Here is a 17,691-nt window from a genome sequence, read left to right as displayed (position 1 = left end):
CCCAATATTTCAGATTGCGAGGGAATAAATCTCGATCGAGCCAAAAAGGCGACGGTGGGCCCAGTGTCGCCTTTGTTGAGATTGTGCTTATTCGACGTCGAACTTGACGCCTTGCGCAAGCGGCAGCGTGCTGCCGTAATTGATCGTGTTGGTGGCGCGGCGCATATAGGCCTTCCACGCATCCGAGCCGGATTCGCGTCCGCCGCCGGTCTCTTTTTCGCCCCCGAAGGCGCCGCCGATTTCGGCGCCCGAAGGCCCGAGGTTGACGTTGGCGATACCGCAATCCGAGCCGCGCGCCGAAACGAAGGTTTCCGCCTCGCGCATGTCGTTGGTGAAGATCGACGACGACAATCCCTGCGGCACGGCATTGTGCAAGTCCAGCACCGCATTGAAATCGCTGTATTTCATGACGTAGAGAATGGGCGCGAAGGTCTCGTGCTCGACCGGGCCGATCTGATCGGGCATTTCGACCAGCGCCGGGCGAACGTAGAAGGCATCGGCCGAACCATTGTCGACGCGTTCGCCGCCGGTCACCTTGCCGCCGGCCGCCTTTGCCTCGCCGAGCGCCGCCTGCATCTTCTCGAAAGCCTGACCGTCGATCAGCGGGCCCACCAGTGTGCCGGTCTCCAGCGGATTACCGATGGTGACGGAGCCGTAGGCCTTCTGCAGGCGCGGCACCAGCTTGTTGTAGACGCTTTCATGGACGAAGAGACGGCGCAGTGTCGTGCAGCGCTGGCCGGCCGTGCCCATGGCGGAGAAGGCGACGCCACGCAGCGTCAGGTCGAGGTCGGCGCTCGGGCAGACGATCGCGGCATTGTTGCCGCCGAGTTCGAGTATGGCGCGGGCAAAACGCTGCGACAGGCGCGGGCCGACGGCGCGGCCCATGGCCGTCGAGCCGGTGGCGGAAACCAGCGGGATTTTCGGGTGGTCGACCAGCACCTCGCCGACCTCACGGCCGCCGATGATCAGGGTGGATAGATTGGCCGGCGCCTTGCCGCCCTCGGCGACGAAGCGCTTCAGGGCCTTTTCGAACAGCGCCTGCACGGCAAGGGCGGTCAGTGGCGTCTTTTCCGAGGGTTTCCAGACGGTGGAATTGCCGCAGACCATCGCCAGCGCTGCATTCCACGACCAGACGGCGACCGGGAAGTTGAAGGCAGAAATGATGCCGATCGCGCCGAGAGGGTGCCAGCTTTCCATCATCCGGTGCTCCGAGCGCTCGGTGGCGATCGTCAGGCCATAGAGCTGGCGCGACAGGCCAACAGCGAAATCGCAGATGTCGATCATCTCCTGAACCTCGCCGAGGCCCTCGGAGGTGATCTTGCCGACTTCGATCGAGACGAGGCGGCCGAGCGCCGTCTTGGCGGCACGCAGCTCCTCGCCGAGCAGGCGGATCAACTCGCCGCGCTTCGGCGCCGGCACATTACGCCATTCCAGGAAAGCCTTGTGCGCCTCTTCGATCGCCGCTTTCGTTTCGGAAACGGAATTTTCTCTCAGTCTGCCGATCTCCTTGCCGGTGACGGGCGAGGAGACGGACAGCGTGCCGCCCTGATAGCGGCCGGCATCGACGCCGAGTTCGGCAAGCAGCTTGGCGGTTTCGGTGGCGAGATCGAGGACGGCGATGGTCATTGTCGTGTTTCCAATCTTATTGTTCTCAGAAGCGCTTGTCGGTTCTCAGAGGCGGGCATCGGCGAAATGGGCGACCTGAGCGCCGGCTTCGTACCATAGTTCCTTGAGCGCACGAAAGCTCGGCTCGGTGGGTGACGTCAGCGGCAGCGGCAGATCGGCCTCGGCTAGCCGGCCGAGAATATGCTCGGCCAATGTGCGGCCGAAGACCGTGCCCGGGGCTATGCCGCGGCCATTATAGCCCGAAAAGCCGATGACATTGGGGGCGAATTTGTGGAAGCGCGGCAGCGCATTGTCGGTCATGCCGATCTGGCCATACCATTCGCATTCGAACTCGACATCGCCGATAACGGGAAAGAGCCGCTTCAGGGCGCGCTTAGCCCAGCCCTTGTGCACCGCAAGGCCGGTATTGCGCAGCGCGCCGACGCTGCCGAAGACGAGGCGCCCAGCCCGATCCATGCGGAAGGAGGATAGAATGTCCTTGGTGTCCCACGCGCCTTCCCGGCCCGGCAGGATCGACTGACGAAGATTGTGGCCGAGCGGTGCGGTGGCGAAATTGAAATAGGGCAGGTAAACCTGCTCGTTGCGCACCTGCTCGAAGGGGCCTGTGCTGTAGGCATCGGTCGCAACGATGATCCAGTCTGCGCTGGTCTCGCCGCCGTCCGTCTTCACGGCCCAGCGGCTGCCTTGTCGCTCCGTTGCGGTCACGGGGCTCGATGTATGAATGGCGACGCCTGCCTTGACGGCGGCATGGGCGAGGCCGCGTGCATAGGCAAGCGGCTGCAGTGTGCCGGCACGCAGATCGAGCAGCGAACCGGCATAGGCATCGCTGCCGATGCGTTTGGCCGTCTCCGCCGCATCGAGCAGTTTCACGGGCGCGCCACGCGCGGACCATTGCGCCGCGCGCTCCTCGATCTCCTTCAGCCCCTCGGCGCCGACGGCGCAGTGCAGCGTGCCGTTGCGCTCGAGTTCGCAGGCGATCCCATGTTTGTCGATCAGTTCCATGACGAGCTTCGGCGCATTTCCGAGCAAATCGAGCAGCCGTTCGCCATGGACTGGGCCGAGCACACCGGGGAGGTCGTTGGGCATCACCCACATGCCGGCATTGATCAGACCGACATTGCGCCCCGCACCGCCGAAGCCGATCTCCTTCGCCTCCAGCAGCACCACCTTCGAACCGGCCTCGGCGAGATGCAGGCCAGCGGAGAGACCGGTATAGCCGCCACCGACGATGACGACGTCGGCCGATACCGCGCCTTGGAGAGGCGAGGTCGCCGGCGGTTCGCCTGCGGTCTTTTCCCAGAGGCCGTGGGAGCGCGGATCATTCAGCATGGCACAGTCCGATCGGATGAAACCGGTGTACTCTAGCGCATAAGAACAGCGGTTGAAGCGGTGATTTCACGCAACGGTCCTCAGCTGCAGGCCTGCGAGCCCGAGCGCCTTCATCGCGGCATCCAGCGATGCGGCCTGCCGTTCCGCGTAAAGCGCCAGCTCGTCCTGAACGGTCGCTCCGAGTGCGGTCTCGAAGGCGTCGCGGTTCGATCGCATCGCATAATTCTGCTGCTGATCGGTGCCGAGATTCGACTGGAAGATGCCGGCCGCGCTGACGGGCAGGAAGTCTTCATAGACGATCGGCGCGAAAGCGAGATAGCCCTTGGCGAGGAGCGCTTCGGGATCGCGCGGCAAGGTCCCGGCGATCGCGGCGGCAATGCCCGCGGGCGTGGCGGAATAACGAAAGAAGGCGAGATCCTGGCTGCGCAGCTCATCCCAGCTGTCCGGCAGCGCCTTGAAGCGCTCAGCCAGTTCCTGGTCATAGGCGCCGGCTTTGGAGCCGCCGGCGCCGACCTGCACTTCGCCGCGAACCGAGGCAAGCAGTCGGTCGTAGAGCGCCCGGCCCTTGGCCGTCAACGCCACGCCGCGCTGTTCGATCTCGCCGAAGCGGGCGGTATGCGTGCCCTGGACCGCACCCTCGTCACCCGAGAAGACGATCGCCTCCTCCAGCGCCTTGAAGCTCGTCTGCCGCAGCAGGATATCGCACTGCCGGCGCGGCGGCCCTTCGATGACTGCTTTCGGAGTGATGCCGCGTTCCGGCATGCGGGCCTGCACCGCATCGATATCGAGCGTGCGCGGCGTCAAGTGGTTGATGTGCGGCCCCTTGAAGCTGACGACATCGGCGATCAGCCGATGCGCGTCGTGCAGGCGCTTGTAGGTTTCGGCACTGACGGTGGCTTCGCCGTGCCAACGGAAGGTTTCAAGCGCCTCGGCGACGAATTCAGTCGCTTCCGCCTCGGTCAGGCCGCCATTCTGCTCGTGACGCTCGATCAACGCGATGGCACGCGGCGTATAGATGCGCCGCTTGGCCAGAATGGCCTCGGCCTCCCGCCGCAGGCCTTCATCCTCGATCAGTTCCAGGCGCAGCAGCGAGGTGAAGACGCGGAACGGATTGATGTTGAGCGCCGCCTCGTCGATCGGACGGAAGCAGGTGGAATGAACCGGCACGCCGGCGACCGAAAGATCGTAATAGCCGACCGCCTGCATGCCCATGACGGCAAACAGCCGGCGGATGGTGAAAAGCTCTTCCGCCGTACCGAGGCGGATGGCGCCGTGACGCTCGACATCGATGCGTTCCAGCTCGCCGGCGCGGGCCAGGCGCTCGCGCAGATCCGGATTGCTTTCGAGGCAACCGGCATTCACATCCGCCACGAGCTCGATCAGCGTGCCATATTGCGGCACCTCCGTCCGGTACATCTGCGACATCGCGTCGGTGAAGAGCGAGCGGATACGATCTGTTGAAATGAAGGCTTGTGGCATCTAAGGCTCCGGCTCATTCCGATTTTGCAGGATGAAACCCTTTACAAGCACCGCAAAGGCAGAAATATCGACATTTCGGAAATAGCTCATTCTGAAACGGAATGATCATGCTCGCTTCAAGGCGTTTTCTGCCGTCGATTACACATCTCGCCGCCTTCGAGGCGGTCGCCCGCACAGGCAGCGTGACGGCGGCGGCGCGCGAACTCGACCTGACACAGAGCGCCGTCAGCCGTCAGGTCAGCGCGTTGGAGGAGCAGCTTGGAGTCGAGCTCTTCTTGCGTGAACGCCGGACCATGCGGCTGACGCTGGCCGGCGACGGTTACGCCCGCGAGATTCGCGAGGCGCTGCGCCGGATCTCGAGCGCCTCGTTGAACCTGCGCGCCAACCCCTACGGCGGCACGCTCACTCTCGCCATCCTGCCGACCTTCGGCACGCGCTGGCTGGCGCCACGCTTGGGGCGCTTTCTCAGCGCCAATCCCGGCGTAACGATCAATCTCGCGACTCGTCTTTCGCCCTTTGACTTCCGGCTCGATTCGATTGACGCCGCGATCCATTTCGGCCACCCGCACTGGCCTGGCGCGGAACTCACCTTGCTGATGTCGGAGCGTACGGTGCCGGCCTGCAGCCCTGATTTTCTGAAACAGCGCAGGATTTCGCAGCCAGAGGACCTGCTTGCCGTTCCACTCCTGCATCTGACCACGCGCCCCGATGCCTGGGAGCAATGGTTCGCCGGCAACGGCGTTTCCTTCGAAAGCGTGCACGGTATGCTCGTTGATCAGTTCGCCACCGCAGCGCAAGCGGCGATCGCCGGCCTCGGTGTCGCCCTGTTGCCGACATTCCTGATGCATGAAGAACTCAAGCGCGGCGATCTCGTCGCCGCCGTCGACCGGGAGATGGAGAGCCGCGAGCGCTATTATCTCGCCTGTCCCAGCGAGCGCGCCGATTATGCGCCGCTTGCCGCCTTTCGCGACTGGATCGTCGCCGAAGCGGCGGCCGGAGGGACCGTGTGAGGAACGGCTTGCATCGGCATGGCGCTTTCGACCATTATGCGCGCCAAACAACTTTGCAGGAAATCTCCATGAAACCGATCTTCGTCCAGCTCCAATGCGCCCCCGGCAAGACCTATGAGGTCGCCGACGCCATCTACCAGACCGAGCTGGTCTCGGAGCTCTATTCAACGAGCGGCGATTACGACCTGCTGTTGAAGGTCTATATCGAGGAAGGCCAGGACATCGGCAAGTTCATCAACGACAATATCGCCAACATTCCTGGCATCGTCCGGTCGCTGACGACCCTCACCTTCAAAGCCTTCTGAACACCGTCAGACACGATTAACCCTGTTGCGAAGAATCGCCTCCGCAGGACGTCGCTGAAACCACGCCTTAACGCCTGAGATAACTGGTCGTTGCTATAAATCCGCGTCAACACGCGTTTGGCATACGCAGCGATAGGTAGAAAATGGCGATCGTCGAGGCAGACAGGGTGCGCGAGAATCCGCAGCCGCAAACGGCTCCGCTGATCGTCCATGTCGTGCGCCAGTTCCTGCCCAATCGCGGCGGCCTGGAAGACGTCGTCGCCAATCTCAGCCGCCAGACCCTTCGGCGTGGCTATCGTGTCCGTGTCGTTACGCTGAACTCCCTGTTTACCGCGCCAGAGGACAGGCTGCCGTCGCGCGAAAATATCGACGGTATCGAGGTGGTGCGCATTCCGTGGTCCGGCAGCAGTCGTTATCCGCTGGCGCCGCAGGTTTTTCGCCATCTCGGCGACGCCGATCTCGTGCATGTCCATGCCATCGACTTCTTCTTCGATGCGCTCGCCTGGGGCCGGATGCTGCACCGCAAACCGATGATCGTCACCACCCATGGCGGTTTCTTCCACACCCGGAAATATGCGGCGATCAAGAAGATATGGTTCCGCACGCTGACCCGCGCCTCAGCGAGGGCCTATCGCCGTGTGGTTTGCTGCAGCGCCTCCGATCTCAAGCAGTTTTCCGAAATCGTGCCGGACAGCGTGCTGGTCGAGAACGGCGCCGATGTCGGCAAGTTCGCCGACACCGCCTCGCGTCGCGCAAGACGCCGCATCGTCACCATCGGCCGATTTTCAGTGAACAAGCGGCTGGACCATCTGCTCGACGTGATAGCAGTTCTGAAGAGCCGCGATCCGGAATGGCATCTCGACATTGTCGGGGCCGAATCCGACCTGAACCGGGTGGATATCGAAGGCGAGATCGAAAGCCGGGACCTGACCGGCCGCGTCACCCTGCATGTGTCGCCAGACAATGAGACCATCCGCCGGATCATCACTGCGGCTTCGCTCTTCGCCTCCGCTTCGGAATATGAGGGTTTCGGCCTGGTCGCGCTGGAGGCGATGAGTGCCGGCCTGCTGCCGGTGCTGAACGCCAACGACGCCTTTCAGACGCTCGCCGATCGGCACCGCGTCATCAGGCTTGCCGATTTCACCAGTCCGGAGAGTGCCGCGACCGCCGTGGAATCGGCCTATGACAGCCTTGCGGGCCGACCGGATGTCCTTCGCTCTGAGCTTCTCGACGCCGTGCGCGGCTATTCCTGGGATATCGTCGCCGGGCGTTACATCGATCTCTACAGATCGCTTGATATCGCCGCCGCGGAAAGCCGCTGACCTACCCCGACAGAAGATCCGCTTACGCCCGCGCAAGACGAATGATCTCGTCGAGGACGAATTTGCGTGATTGCGGCGGCGTCAGATTGTGGTCGGCATCCGGCAGCATCAGCAGCCGCACGTTTGGATAGCGGGAAAGCCTGGCGCCGCGCGGGCCGAAATGGAAATAGACATGGTCGAGGCCGACGTCGCCTTCGCTGTAGATCAGTGTCAGCGGCACCTTTCGCTTGCCGAACAGCGCGAAGGACTGCCGGACCTCACGGGCAGTATGGCGCCGGTCGGGAAGCAGTTCGAGCAATGGCGCGACGAAGGGCGACAGCCGCCGGCCACCGGCGATGACGATATTGCGCAGCGCAGACACGACGTCGACTTGACCGCGCAGCAGCCGCTTCAACGTGTCGAGCCGCGCCAGGCGCTGGCCGTAATCGTCGAGGCTGCGGGGAACGGAGACGACATGCTCGCGGCGCACCGGCACCTTCGGATCCCAGTAATAGACGAAGGGATTGATCGAGACGACCGCCTTCAGCCGCTCGTCGGCGACGCCGGCGCGGAAAGCTACATAGCCGCCGCTGCAGCGGCCGGCGACCATGATAGGGCCAGCAACGACATTTTCGAGCAGATCGAGAGCGGCGATCGCATCGGCGGTCTGCGTCATCGAATACAGCACCTGCTCCGGCGCATCCGGCCGCGGCGGGCTGTCGCCGACATTGGCGGAATCAAAGCGCAGCGAAACGACGCCATGGCGCGCGAGTTCGCGTGCCATGTCCACCGTCGTCCGTCCCCAGCCGGCATGCCGGTCATAGGCGGTCGACAGGAAGAGCACGGCATTGCCCCTGATCTCGCCAAGCGGTCGGCTGACGACACCGACCAGATGATCGTGACTTCCGAAACGCACCGGCGTTTCCAGGAAACCGTCGCCGGCAAGCGGGATGGTTTCGATCGCGGCCGGCGAATGAACGGCGCATGTCTCCGCGGTCGCGGTCTTCAGCCAGGCCGTCAAAAGCTCGACCACAGCCATGGGTGTCTTGGCGAAGAGCGGATTGGTGACGAGTTCGTCATAGCCGTCGAACACTTTCTGCTCGACATTGGCGCCAAGCGCCTGCAGCGCATCGGCAAAGCCAGTATCTTCGGCCCTAACAGGGCGTTCGAGGATCAGATAGCGGGACGCCGCCAGCCCCTGCGGCGCGACGATGTTGAGCTTGCCGAGCTCGGCGGCGATCTCTTCCGGCATGACGAGCCCGGCGATCTGCACCTTTGCAGCCTGCACATGCTCATGGCCGAGGCCGAGATCGGCGTCGATGATCTTCGACCACATGTTGAGCTCACGCAGATAGGCGCGGCCGCTCAGCACCGGCGCCAGCATGACGAGGCTATCGACGCCCTCGATCGAGGAGCCGATCCGCTGGGCAAGGGTCGCGCCGAGACCTTGGCCGATCAGGATGATGCGGTCGCAGCCGGTAAGCGATTTCAGCTTGGCGGCCGCCGCGCGGATCGAGTTTTCCCAGGTTTCCAGCCTTGCCGGCAGCGCACTAAAATCGAGCGCATCGCCGGTGCCGCGATAATCGAAACGCAGACTGGGCACGCCTATATCGGAGAAATGTTCAGCCGCGACCCGGAAGAACTTGCGGCTGCACATCTCCTCGAAGCCCCATGGACTGACGAAAAGGACCGCGGCCGAGCGCTTGGCAGATTCAGGATTCTCAGGCATGAACAGCCCGATCGTCCCATCGAAGACAACGGGCAGGGCGGCGCTGCGTCCGGCACCTTCGGCCGGTTCGGGCGAAAATTCGCCGGGCGCCACCTTGGCGCGGTCTGGATCGCCGGGGCGCCCCGGTGCAATGAAGTCGATTACGCGGCTGACCGGCCGCCGCAGTGCCGACGGCATTTTTTCGACAATGGAACGCATCACCTCGACATCCTCGACGGGCACGGCGCGCAGCACTCGGAGTGCGGCGAAATGCGCAATCGTGCCGGCGATTATCGCGAAGATAAGACCGATCGGGCCATGGACGAATTCCAGCACTGAAATCGCCGCGCAGGCGCACAAAACGGAGGCGAGCGTCACCTTCGTCAGGCTTGCGTAGAGACCCGAAAGCTGGGACCCGAATCCTGTCTGTCTGATCATCATCACCGACATCGCAACGAACACGAGAATGCGTACGATTGCGGCCCCCTCGGCGGCAAGCCTAGGTATGATCAGTAAACAACCCGCTACCATGAGGATGCCACCTATCACACTGATGTTGAGGCGGGAGCGGGCCTTGTCCATCGACAGCAGATAGAGGCTGAGGATCTGCATGAATGTGTAGGCGGGAGCGACGAGCGCGAGCAGCGCGACCACCGTGCCGCTGCGGCGGAAGGCTTCCCCGAACACGACGAGCACCAGTTCGCTGGAGATGGCGGCCAGCCCGAGGCTCATCGGCAGCACGATATAGGCCATGCTGCGGGTGACTGCGGCGAAGACCTCGACAGGCAAGGTCGAATCGTCGCTGCTGTGCCGCCGTTCGGAATAATAGGGCAGCAGGCTGCCGGTCATCTGGATCGGCAGTTGCAGCGCGATATTGGCAATCGACAGGCCGACGGCGTAATAGCCGACCATTTCCACCGACCAGAACTGCTGCAGGAAGAGCAGTTCGAGACGGTTGAGGAAGATGGAATCGATGATGAACTGGAGCGACAGGATGATGGAGGAGGAAGCGAGGTACTTCAGCGAGACCCCGCACCAGTCGCGCCGTGTAAGAAGGATCGGCAGCGTGGCGAAAAACAGCACGAGCTGGCCGAGCGCATAACCGACGAGAACGCCCTCGACGCCATAGAGCACGGCGCCGGTGGCGACCCCGGCGAGCTGGATTATCGAGACGGCGACGGTCAGCTTGAAGAAGCTGCCGAGCTTCTTTTCGCCGATCAGGTAGAATTTGACGAAAGATCCGATCGCCTGGATGAAAAACAGCGCGCCGGTGACGAGCGCAACGGAAGGCGCGGTTTCTGCCCAGTGCATCTCCTCCGAAGTCAGGAAGAACAGGGCGTAGAGCGCCAGCAGCAGCACTGTCGAAAACATCATAAAGCTGACGAGGATGGCGGCAAAGCCTCGCCGGCGGCGCGCGTCATAGCCCTCCGCTGAAAGCTGCGGCAGGGTCTTCAGCAGCGTGATGCTGGAGCCGAGTTCGGCGATCGAGGCGCCCGTCATCACCAGCCACAGCGAGAAGGCGACGATGCCGTTGGCCTCCGGCCCAAGCAGCCGCGCGGTGATGATCGAAGAGACGAAGCCCGTCAGCAGCAGCAGCATGCCCGCCGCCGCATTCATCACCGAATTTGCGATAATACCCTTCGACATCTGTCCATCCGCGGGGATCAGCCTAAAGCGCGTCGCGATCTTTCAGATTCGCTCCTCGCGCTTTAGGCTTTTGTTTTACGCATGTCGTTATCGCAAAACCGCTGCACACTTTTGCGCAACATGCTTTGCGGCCGCATGCCCGTCATCACTAATGCGAAAATGTTAAAATAGAGCGGAGTGGTGACCTCACCTTAGCTCGTCTGCATCGCCGCCAGCTTCTGGAGCGCCTTCTCATAACTGTTCTCTGCGAGGTAGCGCAGCAGGAACTCGCGCGCCTTGCCGGCCTTCTCTCGTGCGCGCTCGGGCGCACGGAAGATATCGCCGAGATGCGCAGCCGCGATTTCGGGAGAGGGATCCGCCCAAACCGCGCCCGGCAGCCCCGCAAATTCAGGATGGGAATCGACGACAGGGATGAGGGGAGAGGCGACCAGCCAGCTGTTCTCGGGGTCGCAGAAATCTTCCGTGCCCGACCAAGCGGTTGATATGACAGGGGTACGATGCATGATCGCCTCAGCAACCGTCAGCCCGAAACCTTCCGAGCGATGCAGCGAGAGATAGGCATTGGAAGAGCGGATGAGGCCGTTGATCTCGGCATTCGAGAGCTTGTCGGTGATGATCCGGATACGGCTATCGCCAGCGACCGAAGCAATCAGTTCGCGTAATCCCTGATCCTTGCCGATATCACCGCTCGCCTTCATCAGCAGAAAGGCGCTCTGGCATTCGGCGCTGAACAGTCTGAAGGCTTCGATGACGGCTTGCGGGTTCTTCCGGTTGATCGAGGAGCCGGCGCTGAAGATGAAGCTGACGAGAAAGGCATCTTTCTCGATGCCGAACTTCTCCCGTATGCCCTCTGCGGCCGGCTTCTCGGTGACGGGATGCGGAACCACGATGACGGGCGCCGCCGTCAGCGGTGCAATCGTCCGTCTGGTGAATTCCGAGGGTACGAAGACGGCATTCATGTAGCGCAACCCGTTGCGCCACTCCGCCGGCGCGACTTCAAGCTCCCAGGCGAAATAGCCGATGTTGAAGGCGCGGGTGAAATTGGCGACACCCATCTTCAGGATGGCGCGCGGCAGCATCGGCGGGTTGAGATGCCAGATACGGCTTCCCGGCGGTTCGGCCGGAAGGTCCGACGACACCCAGCCGTCAAAGGATTTTTCATCCGGATGCGTGCTGACATCTGAGAGCGAAATCGCCCGTCCCGCTTGCGAAAGCGCCCCGGCACAAAGCCTTGCCGATTCACCGACACCAACGGGCATCGAGAAATAGCCGATGATTTCGACCGGCTTGCGCGGATTGAAGGCGAGACGCGACCGCGGGATCAGCCGCTGCAGGAGATGGGCGCGTAGATAGCGGTATATCGTTCTCAAATTGCGATCTTTCGGTGAGTTTGCATTGTTCCCTGCGAGCCTCAGGCCGTGAGCCCGATGCGACGCGAACTGCCAAGACTTCTGATTTCGCCCGTCGGTGGAACATCGCTCTCAGTGCCGGAGAGCGCGGAGAGCTTCACGCGCCGCACCGGGCCGGGAGCAAGATGGAACCAGTCGTCGTCGGCTCTGTAGCCTTCGACGTCGATATGCACCGATTGCGCCAGTCGGTCGGTCCTGAGATCGATGACCCAGCTGTCGCCGTCTCTGCCGAGTGACGCCTCGATGCTGGCGTCGTGCAGGGCCTTTCCGCGTCCGCAGGGGAAATGGAAGCTTTCCGCGAGAACGACGCCATCGGCGAGCGAGCGCAGGCGCGCCACACTGGCATCATGGGCCGGCGGGCCGAAACGGAAGGCATAGGTCGTATCGAAGAAGGCGCCGAACAGCGCGGTGGTGGCAAAGCGTTCGGCGCTTCTTGCAGCCAGCTTGAAAGCCATGTTGCCGCTGACGACCTGCTGTTTTCCATCACGCAGGCAGGCGACCTCGAGTTCCAGGTCAAGGTCGGTGTCGGTCTCGTTCACGACATGCACGTCGAGACCGTTGGTTCCCTCATCGGTGAAGATCGCCTGAACCGGCCGGAAGGCTCGGCGCATCGCATACCAGACAGGTTTCGGTTCGCCGGTGGAATCGATCACGCCCCAGCCGGGGCCGGGCAGCAGGTCCTGCAGCGTCCAGACGAGCGCTCCGTTGCAGCCGGAGCCTTTGCGCCGCCATTCGGCGAAGGTCTCTTCGATGACCTCGCCGGTCACGGCACGGGAAAAGTCCAGATAGCGTTCCTGATCTTCGCGGCGCAGCCGGGCCGGATCGAAGTCGTAGAGAAGCTCCAGATAAAAGTCGCGAACATCCTCGAAATCCCACGATGCGCTGCGATCGCGGGGCACACGCGCCTTCCACAGCGGGCTGTGGACGGCGGGTACGTCGAGATGGCGCTGCAGCGTCCTTTGCTGCGGCACATGCGCAAAGGCGAGGCTTTCGGAGGCAAAGCGCACATTGGCGCGGCGGGCATCGGCAATCGGCCGCATATAGGCGCCGACCCCGTAATAATGCGCAATGCCGGAATTGGGCGCAAAGGGCATCGCTCCGCCATAGGGCGAATTCGGCGCATAGGGCACGTCGGGACGCATGCGCGCGGCGATCGCCGGGATGATTTCGTCGGTGACCGGTCCGCTCCAAAATTCCATGGGCAGGCCGAGCATCGCCGCCTGCTGATGAATCTCGCTGCCGCCGCAAAGTACCGCGAGCGAAGGCGACGCCTGGACACCGTGCAGGAATTCCTCAACCTCGGCATGCACATGGCCGAGGAAAGCCTTGTCGTTGCGCGGATAATCGAAATTGGCGAACATGAAATCCTGCCACACGAGCAGACCGAGTTCGTCGCAGAGCGCAAAGAAATCGGGCGTCTCATAGGCCATGGTGCCGCCGATGCGGATCATGTTCATGCCGGCTTGGCAGGCAAGCCGCAGGAACGGCTCATAATCCGCGCGCCCGCCCGGCAGCTGCGCAATATCGGCGGTCGTCCAGACCGCGCCGCGGCAGAAGACACGCTCGCCGTTGACAAGGAGCGCGAAGTCTTCGCCATCCGCACCGCGGTCGACGTCGATGCGCCGGAAGCCGGTGCTGCCGAGCGAATATTCCTCGCCGGCGGAAACCAGCGTCAGATCGTAGAGACGTGGCGTGCCGTGCGTATGCGGCCACCAGGGCTCAATGTCGGACAGCTTGAGGATAGCCGAATAATGATTTTCGCCGATCTTCTCGAAGGGCTGTTCCATGCCGCCGCAGCGCAGCAGCATTGCCGGGTCTTCTGCATTGTTATGCAAGGAAACGCTCAGCCGGCCGGCGCCGCTTTCCTCCAGTACCGCGCGGATGCAGACATTGTCGATCGATTTGGGATCGCGTTGCACCAATGAAATCGGCCGCCATGGCCCGACGGCGTGGATATCGGGGCACCAGCCTGGCATATGGCCGAGCAGCGTCGTACGGAAATTCTTCAGGCCCGCCGGCGTGATCATCTGCGGCCGCCAGCGCGCACGCGGACCGGGTTCGGACAACCGAGGGCCGAGCGCCCGGAAGCAGAGCGCCAGCTCGTCGCCACCCGAAAGCGTCACCGGGAGCTCATGCGCCGTGAACATGCTTTCGGAAAAGAGGATTTCCTGGCCGTTGAGGAAGACATTGCAGATCGTGGCCAGCCCGCCGAAACGCAGGATGGCTTCGCCGGGCTCGGCATCAAAAAGCCGGCAGAGATACCAAGCGTCCTTCGTATTCAACGGTTCGGGATTTTCCCGATCGAAGAGCCCGGCTTTTTCAAGCGCTGCCGCAACCGTGCCGGGAACGGGCGCAGGGATGAACTGCGCGGAAAGAGGGATATCGTGCGGTACGGCGCAGGCGCCCGGCTCCGTCAGGATTAAATTCCAGCCTTCGGAAAGCACGCTTTCCCGGGCTCCGATGCTTGCCAAACGCCCCCGCATTGTCTGATCTCCGGCTTCAGATTCGCTCCGCAAGCGATGCCATCATGGAATCCCATGCATCGGCGGCCGGATCAAGGGCTGCCTGCAGCGGCTCGAACCTCCTGCGGGCAACGGCGCGGGCAAGCTGGAACTGCACGGACTTCGCCGCGTCTGAAATGCGTCGCGCATCCTCGGCGGCGGCCGTAAATTCGGGAGAGAGCCAGAGCAGATGATCGGCCGCCAGTTCGAAATTGGCGCCGACCTGTCGAAGCGTGTTGAAGGCGTATTTGTGGAAGAAGCCGAACGGCCGCTCCGCCACCGCTTCCACCTGTTGGGGTAAGACGCGCGCGAAGGCGCGGATCGGGTTTTCGCGGGGACGCCTGGCGAAGTGAAAACCCGCAAGCCGCCGTGCGGTCGCGCGCAGATGCGCTTCGTCAGCGGGCTTTTCCGGAAACCGGGCAAATTCCGTATAGGGCAAGAAGGGCGGGTCGTTCTCCGTCAGCTGCTGCTGGAACAGCCCATCGAAATCCTCGCCTTCGAGGCGGAAATAGCCGGCATTGTGAAAATACTCGACGCGCTTTGCCGCAACATCAAGCCGGTTGACCGCAACCGTCGTCTTGCCATGCTCCTGCCGATAGGAGGTGCCGCGCGTATCCGGCATGTAGAAGGAATCCATCTCGATCAGGCAGAGACGACCGCGCGCGATCTGCACTTCGACATGCCGTTCGACACGGTCGTAGATGGCAAGCTCGGTCGCGCGGATGCCGTAAAGCGCTTCGAGATCTTCGAGCGGCACCTTGAAGAAGGTGAACTGATCGCCTTCGAAATCCTGCGCCAGGGTGAAACCCAGCATCGCCTCGGGCGCGACGCCCGCGGTGTTCAGCACCTCGATCCAGAGATCGACATAGCAGTTGGTTTCCGGCCATGCGCGCTCGCCGGAATGCAGCGCATGCTGCCGGTAGGTTTCCGGACTGATCGCCGGGAAGACCGATGTCATCGCCGTCATCAGCCCCACAGCGTTTTCCGCACGCTGGCTGGCCACTGCTTCATGTCGAGCCCGTGATGATGGAAGAGGGCGAGCGCGATACGCTCCAGGCCAAAGCCGACGCAAGCGGTGTGCGCAACGCTGCCGTCTTCCAGATTGAGGCCCCACTTCAGACCGAAGGAGTCCTGATGGTAATTGAAGCTCATGCAGGCCGTCGGCTTCGCCCTAGAGGTAATCGGGATCAGCAGCTCGAACTTCAGGTTCTGGTCGCGCTGGTTGTTGACCATCATTTTGCCGGCGCGGCCGAAGAAGGGGTCGTTGGCAACGTCGATGGTCACATCGAGGCCGAGTTGCTTCATCATCTCGACACCGCGGTCCATCCATTTCTGACGGAAATCGGTGACGTGCTGCTCCGTTCCCATGCAGACATATTCGCGCATGCGAAAGAGCTGCTGGCGGGCCGGATCCTTGGACGGCTCGTGACGGAAACAATAGGATTGCAGATCGAACAGGCCGCCCGTCTTCGGCAGGTCGCCGCGCTTGGCGACCGTCGGATAGAGCGGGTAGCAGGCAGCCGGCGTCAGCACGATATCGGTCGCCTGCTGATCCTTGGTCCAGTCCTCGCCGACTTCCATGCATTCAAGCAGGCTCATATGGTCGAGCTCGCTGCCGCAGAAACTGTGCACCGTGCCGGCAAGCTGCGGGAAGCTTTTCATGTAACCGCTCTTTTCGAAGAGCGCGCGGTTCATGCCGGGCGGGAAACGCATCGCCTCGGCGCCGTCGGCACCGCCGAACCTGTCGATCAGCCGTTCGAAGGCTGTGATGACATCTTCGAACTGGCCGCTGCGGCCATAGAGACCGTCAACGCCGGTATCGATCAGCAGGCCGGACTCGAAGAGCCGGTCCAGAAACGAGGTCTGCATATCCATGGCTTTATCCCAGTAGGCTAGTGTCCTGCTTGTGGACGAGAAGCATGCTCGATGTGTTGGCGAGGATGCGGTCGTTCGAAATCATGAGCTGTGCGGAATGAGCATCGCGCAGATGGCGTCCGAGGCTGAAGGGCGTGCCGTTCTTGTAGCCCATAATGCCGCAGATCAGCATGGCGTGATTGACGATCTCCAGGATCGTCTCGGAAGAGGCAATCTTGACGTTGTTCATCGCCACCGCAAAACCCATCGACGACAGCCTGTCCGGGTCTGATTTGGCATCGTCATAAGCCTTCAACCCGGCAACGACATTGGATTTCACCATTTGCAGCAGGTTCGAGACTTCGGCGAGGCGCAGCGCGCCCGGCGGCTGGGCGTCCGGCGCTTTGCGGGCAGCGGCGCGCACAAAGGCCTGGGCGCGGGCAACAGCATCGACCGCGATGCCATACCAGACGCCGCTCCAGAGCAGGTGCGAGGAGGCGAGCATGGATTGCGCCGCAATCTCGGCGAATGGCTTCGGCAGGATCTGCCGCGCTGGCGCTTGGCCTTTGAAGAGGAAGCCGTCGGAGCAGGTGCCACGCATGCCGAGCGTATTCCAGACATGCGTTTTCTCGAGCGTGTACTGGTCCTTGAGGAAGGCCGTCAGCACCTGATCGGAGGAGGCCGCCTGCGGATGGGCACGCGAAGTGATAAGGATGGCGTCGGCATGCGAGCCGTAGGAAATGACGGTCGCATCCTTTTCGAGGCGGCAGGTATCACCGTCGATCTCGATCGCGCAAATGCTGTTGCGCAGGTTTCCGCCGATGCCGCCTTCGGTGGTGGCCGACGCGATCAGCAGTTGTTCTGCTGCGATGCCGCGCATGAAGCCGCAATGCCATTCGCTGTCGGCGCCGTGTTCAACGAGGCTGGACAGCTTGATATGGTGCATGGCGAAGACCATGGCGCTTGCGGCACAGGCTTGGCCGAGCATCGAGCACAACTCGGCGATTTGGGTGATCGAGGCCGATTCACCGCCGAGCGGACGCGGCACCTGAATGCCGAGCAGCCTCTCGGCCTTCATCGCATCCACGGCTTCCCTGGGGAAGCGGCCTTCGATGTCGACGGCATCCGCATGTCTCGCCGCAACTTCGGCGACACGGGCGACCCTTGCGACAAGACCGTCCTCTATGATCTTGACGGGGAAGTTCATCAGGCGACCTTCCGACCATCCTGGATGATATCGACCGTCTTGGCGATGGCCGAGATGCTCGCGAAGGATTTGCGGTTCAGCAGATTGTCGGGAAATTCGATGTCGAACGCCTCTTCAATGCCGAGCATCAGCTGCACCGAGGCAAAGGACGTCAGACCTGCCGCATAAAGATCGGCGTCGTCGGCGATCTGGTCAACCGGCGTAGGAAGTTTGCCGAATTTGGCTACGAGGTCGCGGATTGTCTTATTCATCCCATCACTCCAAGGTTCTCATGATCCCGAACCGGCGTTCATCGCCTTGTCATGAGCGTCCTTT

General features: G+C 62.5%; 13 protein-coding genes. 3 read left to right on the top strand and 10 right to left on the bottom strand.

Annotation, left to right across the window (positions count from 1 at the left end):
* Positions 1-87: 87 nt before the first annotated feature.
* The 3 genes from amaB to hglS form a co-directional block, all read right to left on the bottom strand.
* Positions 88-1,626, bottom strand: coding sequence for an L-piperidine-6-carboxylate dehydrogenase (gene amaB, locus PH551_RS12515; protein ID WP_285193231.1), 1,539 nt, complete (start codon positions 1,624-1,626; stop codon positions 88-90).
* Positions 1,627-1,671: 45 nt separating this feature from the next.
* Entirely contained in the window at positions 1,672-2,955 is a 1,284-nt protein-coding gene (locus PH551_RS12510; RefSeq protein ID WP_285193230.1) for an NAD(P)/FAD-dependent oxidoreductase, read from the bottom strand.
* 66 nt (positions 2,956-3,021) lie between these two features.
* Positions 3,022-4,434: a 2-oxoadipate dioxygenase/decarboxylase HglS gene (gene hglS, locus PH551_RS12505; protein ID WP_285193229.1), complete on the bottom strand. Its 1,413-nt coding sequence runs from the start codon at positions 4,432-4,434 to the stop codon at positions 3,022-3,024.
* A 101-nt stretch (positions 4,435-4,535) separates the two neighbouring features.
* Between hglS and PH551_RS12500 the strand changes: the two genes are divergently transcribed.
* The 3 genes from PH551_RS12500 (at position 4,536) to PH551_RS12490 (ending at position 7,071) form a co-directional block, all read left to right on the top strand.
* Entirely contained in the window at positions 4,536-5,444 is a 909-nt protein-coding gene (locus tag PH551_RS12500; protein ID WP_285193228.1) for a LysR family transcriptional regulator, read from the top strand.
* A gap of 68 nt (positions 5,445-5,512) precedes the next feature.
* Positions 5,513-5,749, top strand: coding sequence for an Lrp/AsnC ligand binding domain-containing protein (locus tag PH551_RS12495; protein ID WP_003567502.1), 237 nt, complete (start codon positions 5,513-5,515; stop codon positions 5,747-5,749).
* A gap of 143 nt (positions 5,750-5,892) precedes the next feature.
* Positions 5,893-7,071: a glycosyltransferase family 4 protein gene (locus tag PH551_RS12490; RefSeq protein ID WP_285193225.1), complete on the top strand. Its 1,179-nt coding sequence runs from the start codon at positions 5,893-5,895 to the stop codon at positions 7,069-7,071.
* Positions 7,072-7,093: 22 nt separating this feature from the next.
* Here PH551_RS12490 and PH551_RS12485 read toward each other — a convergent pair whose 3' ends face one another.
* The 7 genes from PH551_RS12485 to PH551_RS12455 form a co-directional block, all read right to left on the bottom strand.
* Positions 7,094-10,405, bottom strand: a complete 3,312-nt coding sequence (locus PH551_RS12485; protein WP_285193224.1) for an oligosaccharide flippase family protein — start codon at positions 10,403-10,405, stop codon at positions 7,094-7,096.
* Between the two features lie 191 nt (positions 10,406-10,596).
* Positions 10,597-11,775, bottom strand: a complete 1,179-nt coding sequence (locus PH551_RS12480) for a glycosyltransferase family 4 protein (protein ID WP_285193223.1) — start codon at positions 11,773-11,775, stop codon at positions 10,597-10,599.
* Between the two features lie 41 nt (positions 11,776-11,816).
* Positions 11,817-14,297, bottom strand: a complete 2,481-nt coding sequence (locus tag PH551_RS12475; protein WP_285193222.1) for a glycoside hydrolase family 2 protein — start codon at positions 14,295-14,297, stop codon at positions 11,817-11,819.
* 16 nt (positions 14,298-14,313) lie between these two features.
* Complete coding sequence (locus PH551_RS12470) at positions 14,314-15,273, bottom strand: DUF1839 family protein (RefSeq protein WP_483315418.1); 960 nt, start codon at positions 15,271-15,273, stop codon at positions 14,314-14,316.
* A gap of 8 nt (positions 15,274-15,281) precedes the next feature.
* Entirely contained in the window at positions 15,282-16,190 is a 909-nt protein-coding gene (locus tag PH551_RS12465) for an amino acid--[acyl-carrier-protein] ligase (RefSeq protein WP_285193221.1), read from the bottom strand.
* Between the two features lie 4 nt (positions 16,191-16,194).
* The gene (locus PH551_RS12460) at positions 16,195-17,376 is read right to left on the bottom strand and encodes an acyl-CoA dehydrogenase family protein (RefSeq protein ID WP_285193220.1); all 1,182 of its coding nucleotides are present in this window, start codon (positions 17,374-17,376) and stop codon (positions 16,195-16,197) included.
* Entirely contained in the window at positions 17,376-17,627 is a 252-nt protein-coding gene (locus PH551_RS12455; protein WP_085779839.1) for an acyl carrier protein, read from the bottom strand. Before PH551_RS12455 ends, PH551_RS12460 begins: the two co-directional genes overlap by 1 nt.
* Positions 17,628-17,691 lie beyond the last annotated feature (64 nt).

The sequence above is a fragment of the Rhizobium atlanticum genome (assembly GCF_030182485.1).
In the GTDB taxonomy this organism is placed as follows: Bacteria; Pseudomonadota; Alphaproteobacteria; order Rhizobiales; family Rhizobiaceae; genus Rhizobium.
This window is presented reverse-complemented; position numbering and strand designations above follow the sequence as displayed.

Excerpts from the sequence above, each read along its gene's own strand:
- amaB (WP_285193231.1), bottom strand. The coding sequence starts at position 1,626 with ATGACCATCGCCGTCCTCGATCTCGCCACCGAAACCGCCAAGCTGCTT.
- PH551_RS12510 (WP_285193230.1), bottom strand. The coding sequence starts at position 2,955 with ATGCTGAATGATCCGCGCTCCCACGGCCTCTGGGAAAAGACCGCAGGC.
- hglS (WP_285193229.1), bottom strand. The coding sequence starts at position 4,434 with ATGCCACAAGCCTTCATTTCAACAGATCGTATCCGCTCGCTCTTCACC.
- PH551_RS12500 (WP_285193228.1), top strand. The coding sequence starts at position 4,536 with ATGATCATGCTCGCTTCAAGGCGTTTTCTGCCGTCGATTACACATCTC.
- PH551_RS12495 (WP_003567502.1), top strand. The coding sequence starts at position 5,513 with ATGAAACCGATCTTCGTCCAGCTCCAATGCGCCCCCGGCAAGACCTAT.
- PH551_RS12490 (WP_285193225.1), top strand. The coding sequence starts at position 5,893 with ATGGCGATCGTCGAGGCAGACAGGGTGCGCGAGAATCCGCAGCCGCAA.
- PH551_RS12485 (WP_285193224.1), bottom strand. The coding sequence starts at position 10,405 with ATGTCGAAGGGTATTATCGCAAATTCGGTGATGAATGCGGCGGCGGGC.
- PH551_RS12475 (WP_285193222.1), bottom strand. The coding sequence starts at position 14,297 with ATGCGGGGGCGTTTGGCAAGCATCGGAGCCCGGGAAAGCGTGCTTTCC.
- PH551_RS12470 (WP_483315418.1), bottom strand. The coding sequence starts at position 15,273 with ATGACATCGGTCTTCCCGGCGATCAGTCCGGAAACCTACCGGCAGCAT.
- PH551_RS12465 (WP_285193221.1), bottom strand. The coding sequence starts at position 16,190 with ATGGATATGCAGACCTCGTTTCTGGACCGGCTCTTCGAGTCCGGCCTG.
- PH551_RS12460 (WP_285193220.1), bottom strand. The coding sequence starts at position 17,376 with ATGAACTTCCCCGTCAAGATCATAGAGGACGGTCTTGTCGCAAGGGTC.
- PH551_RS12455 (WP_085779839.1), bottom strand. The coding sequence starts at position 17,627 with ATGAATAAGACAATCCGCGACCTCGTAGCCAAATTCGGCAAACTTCCT.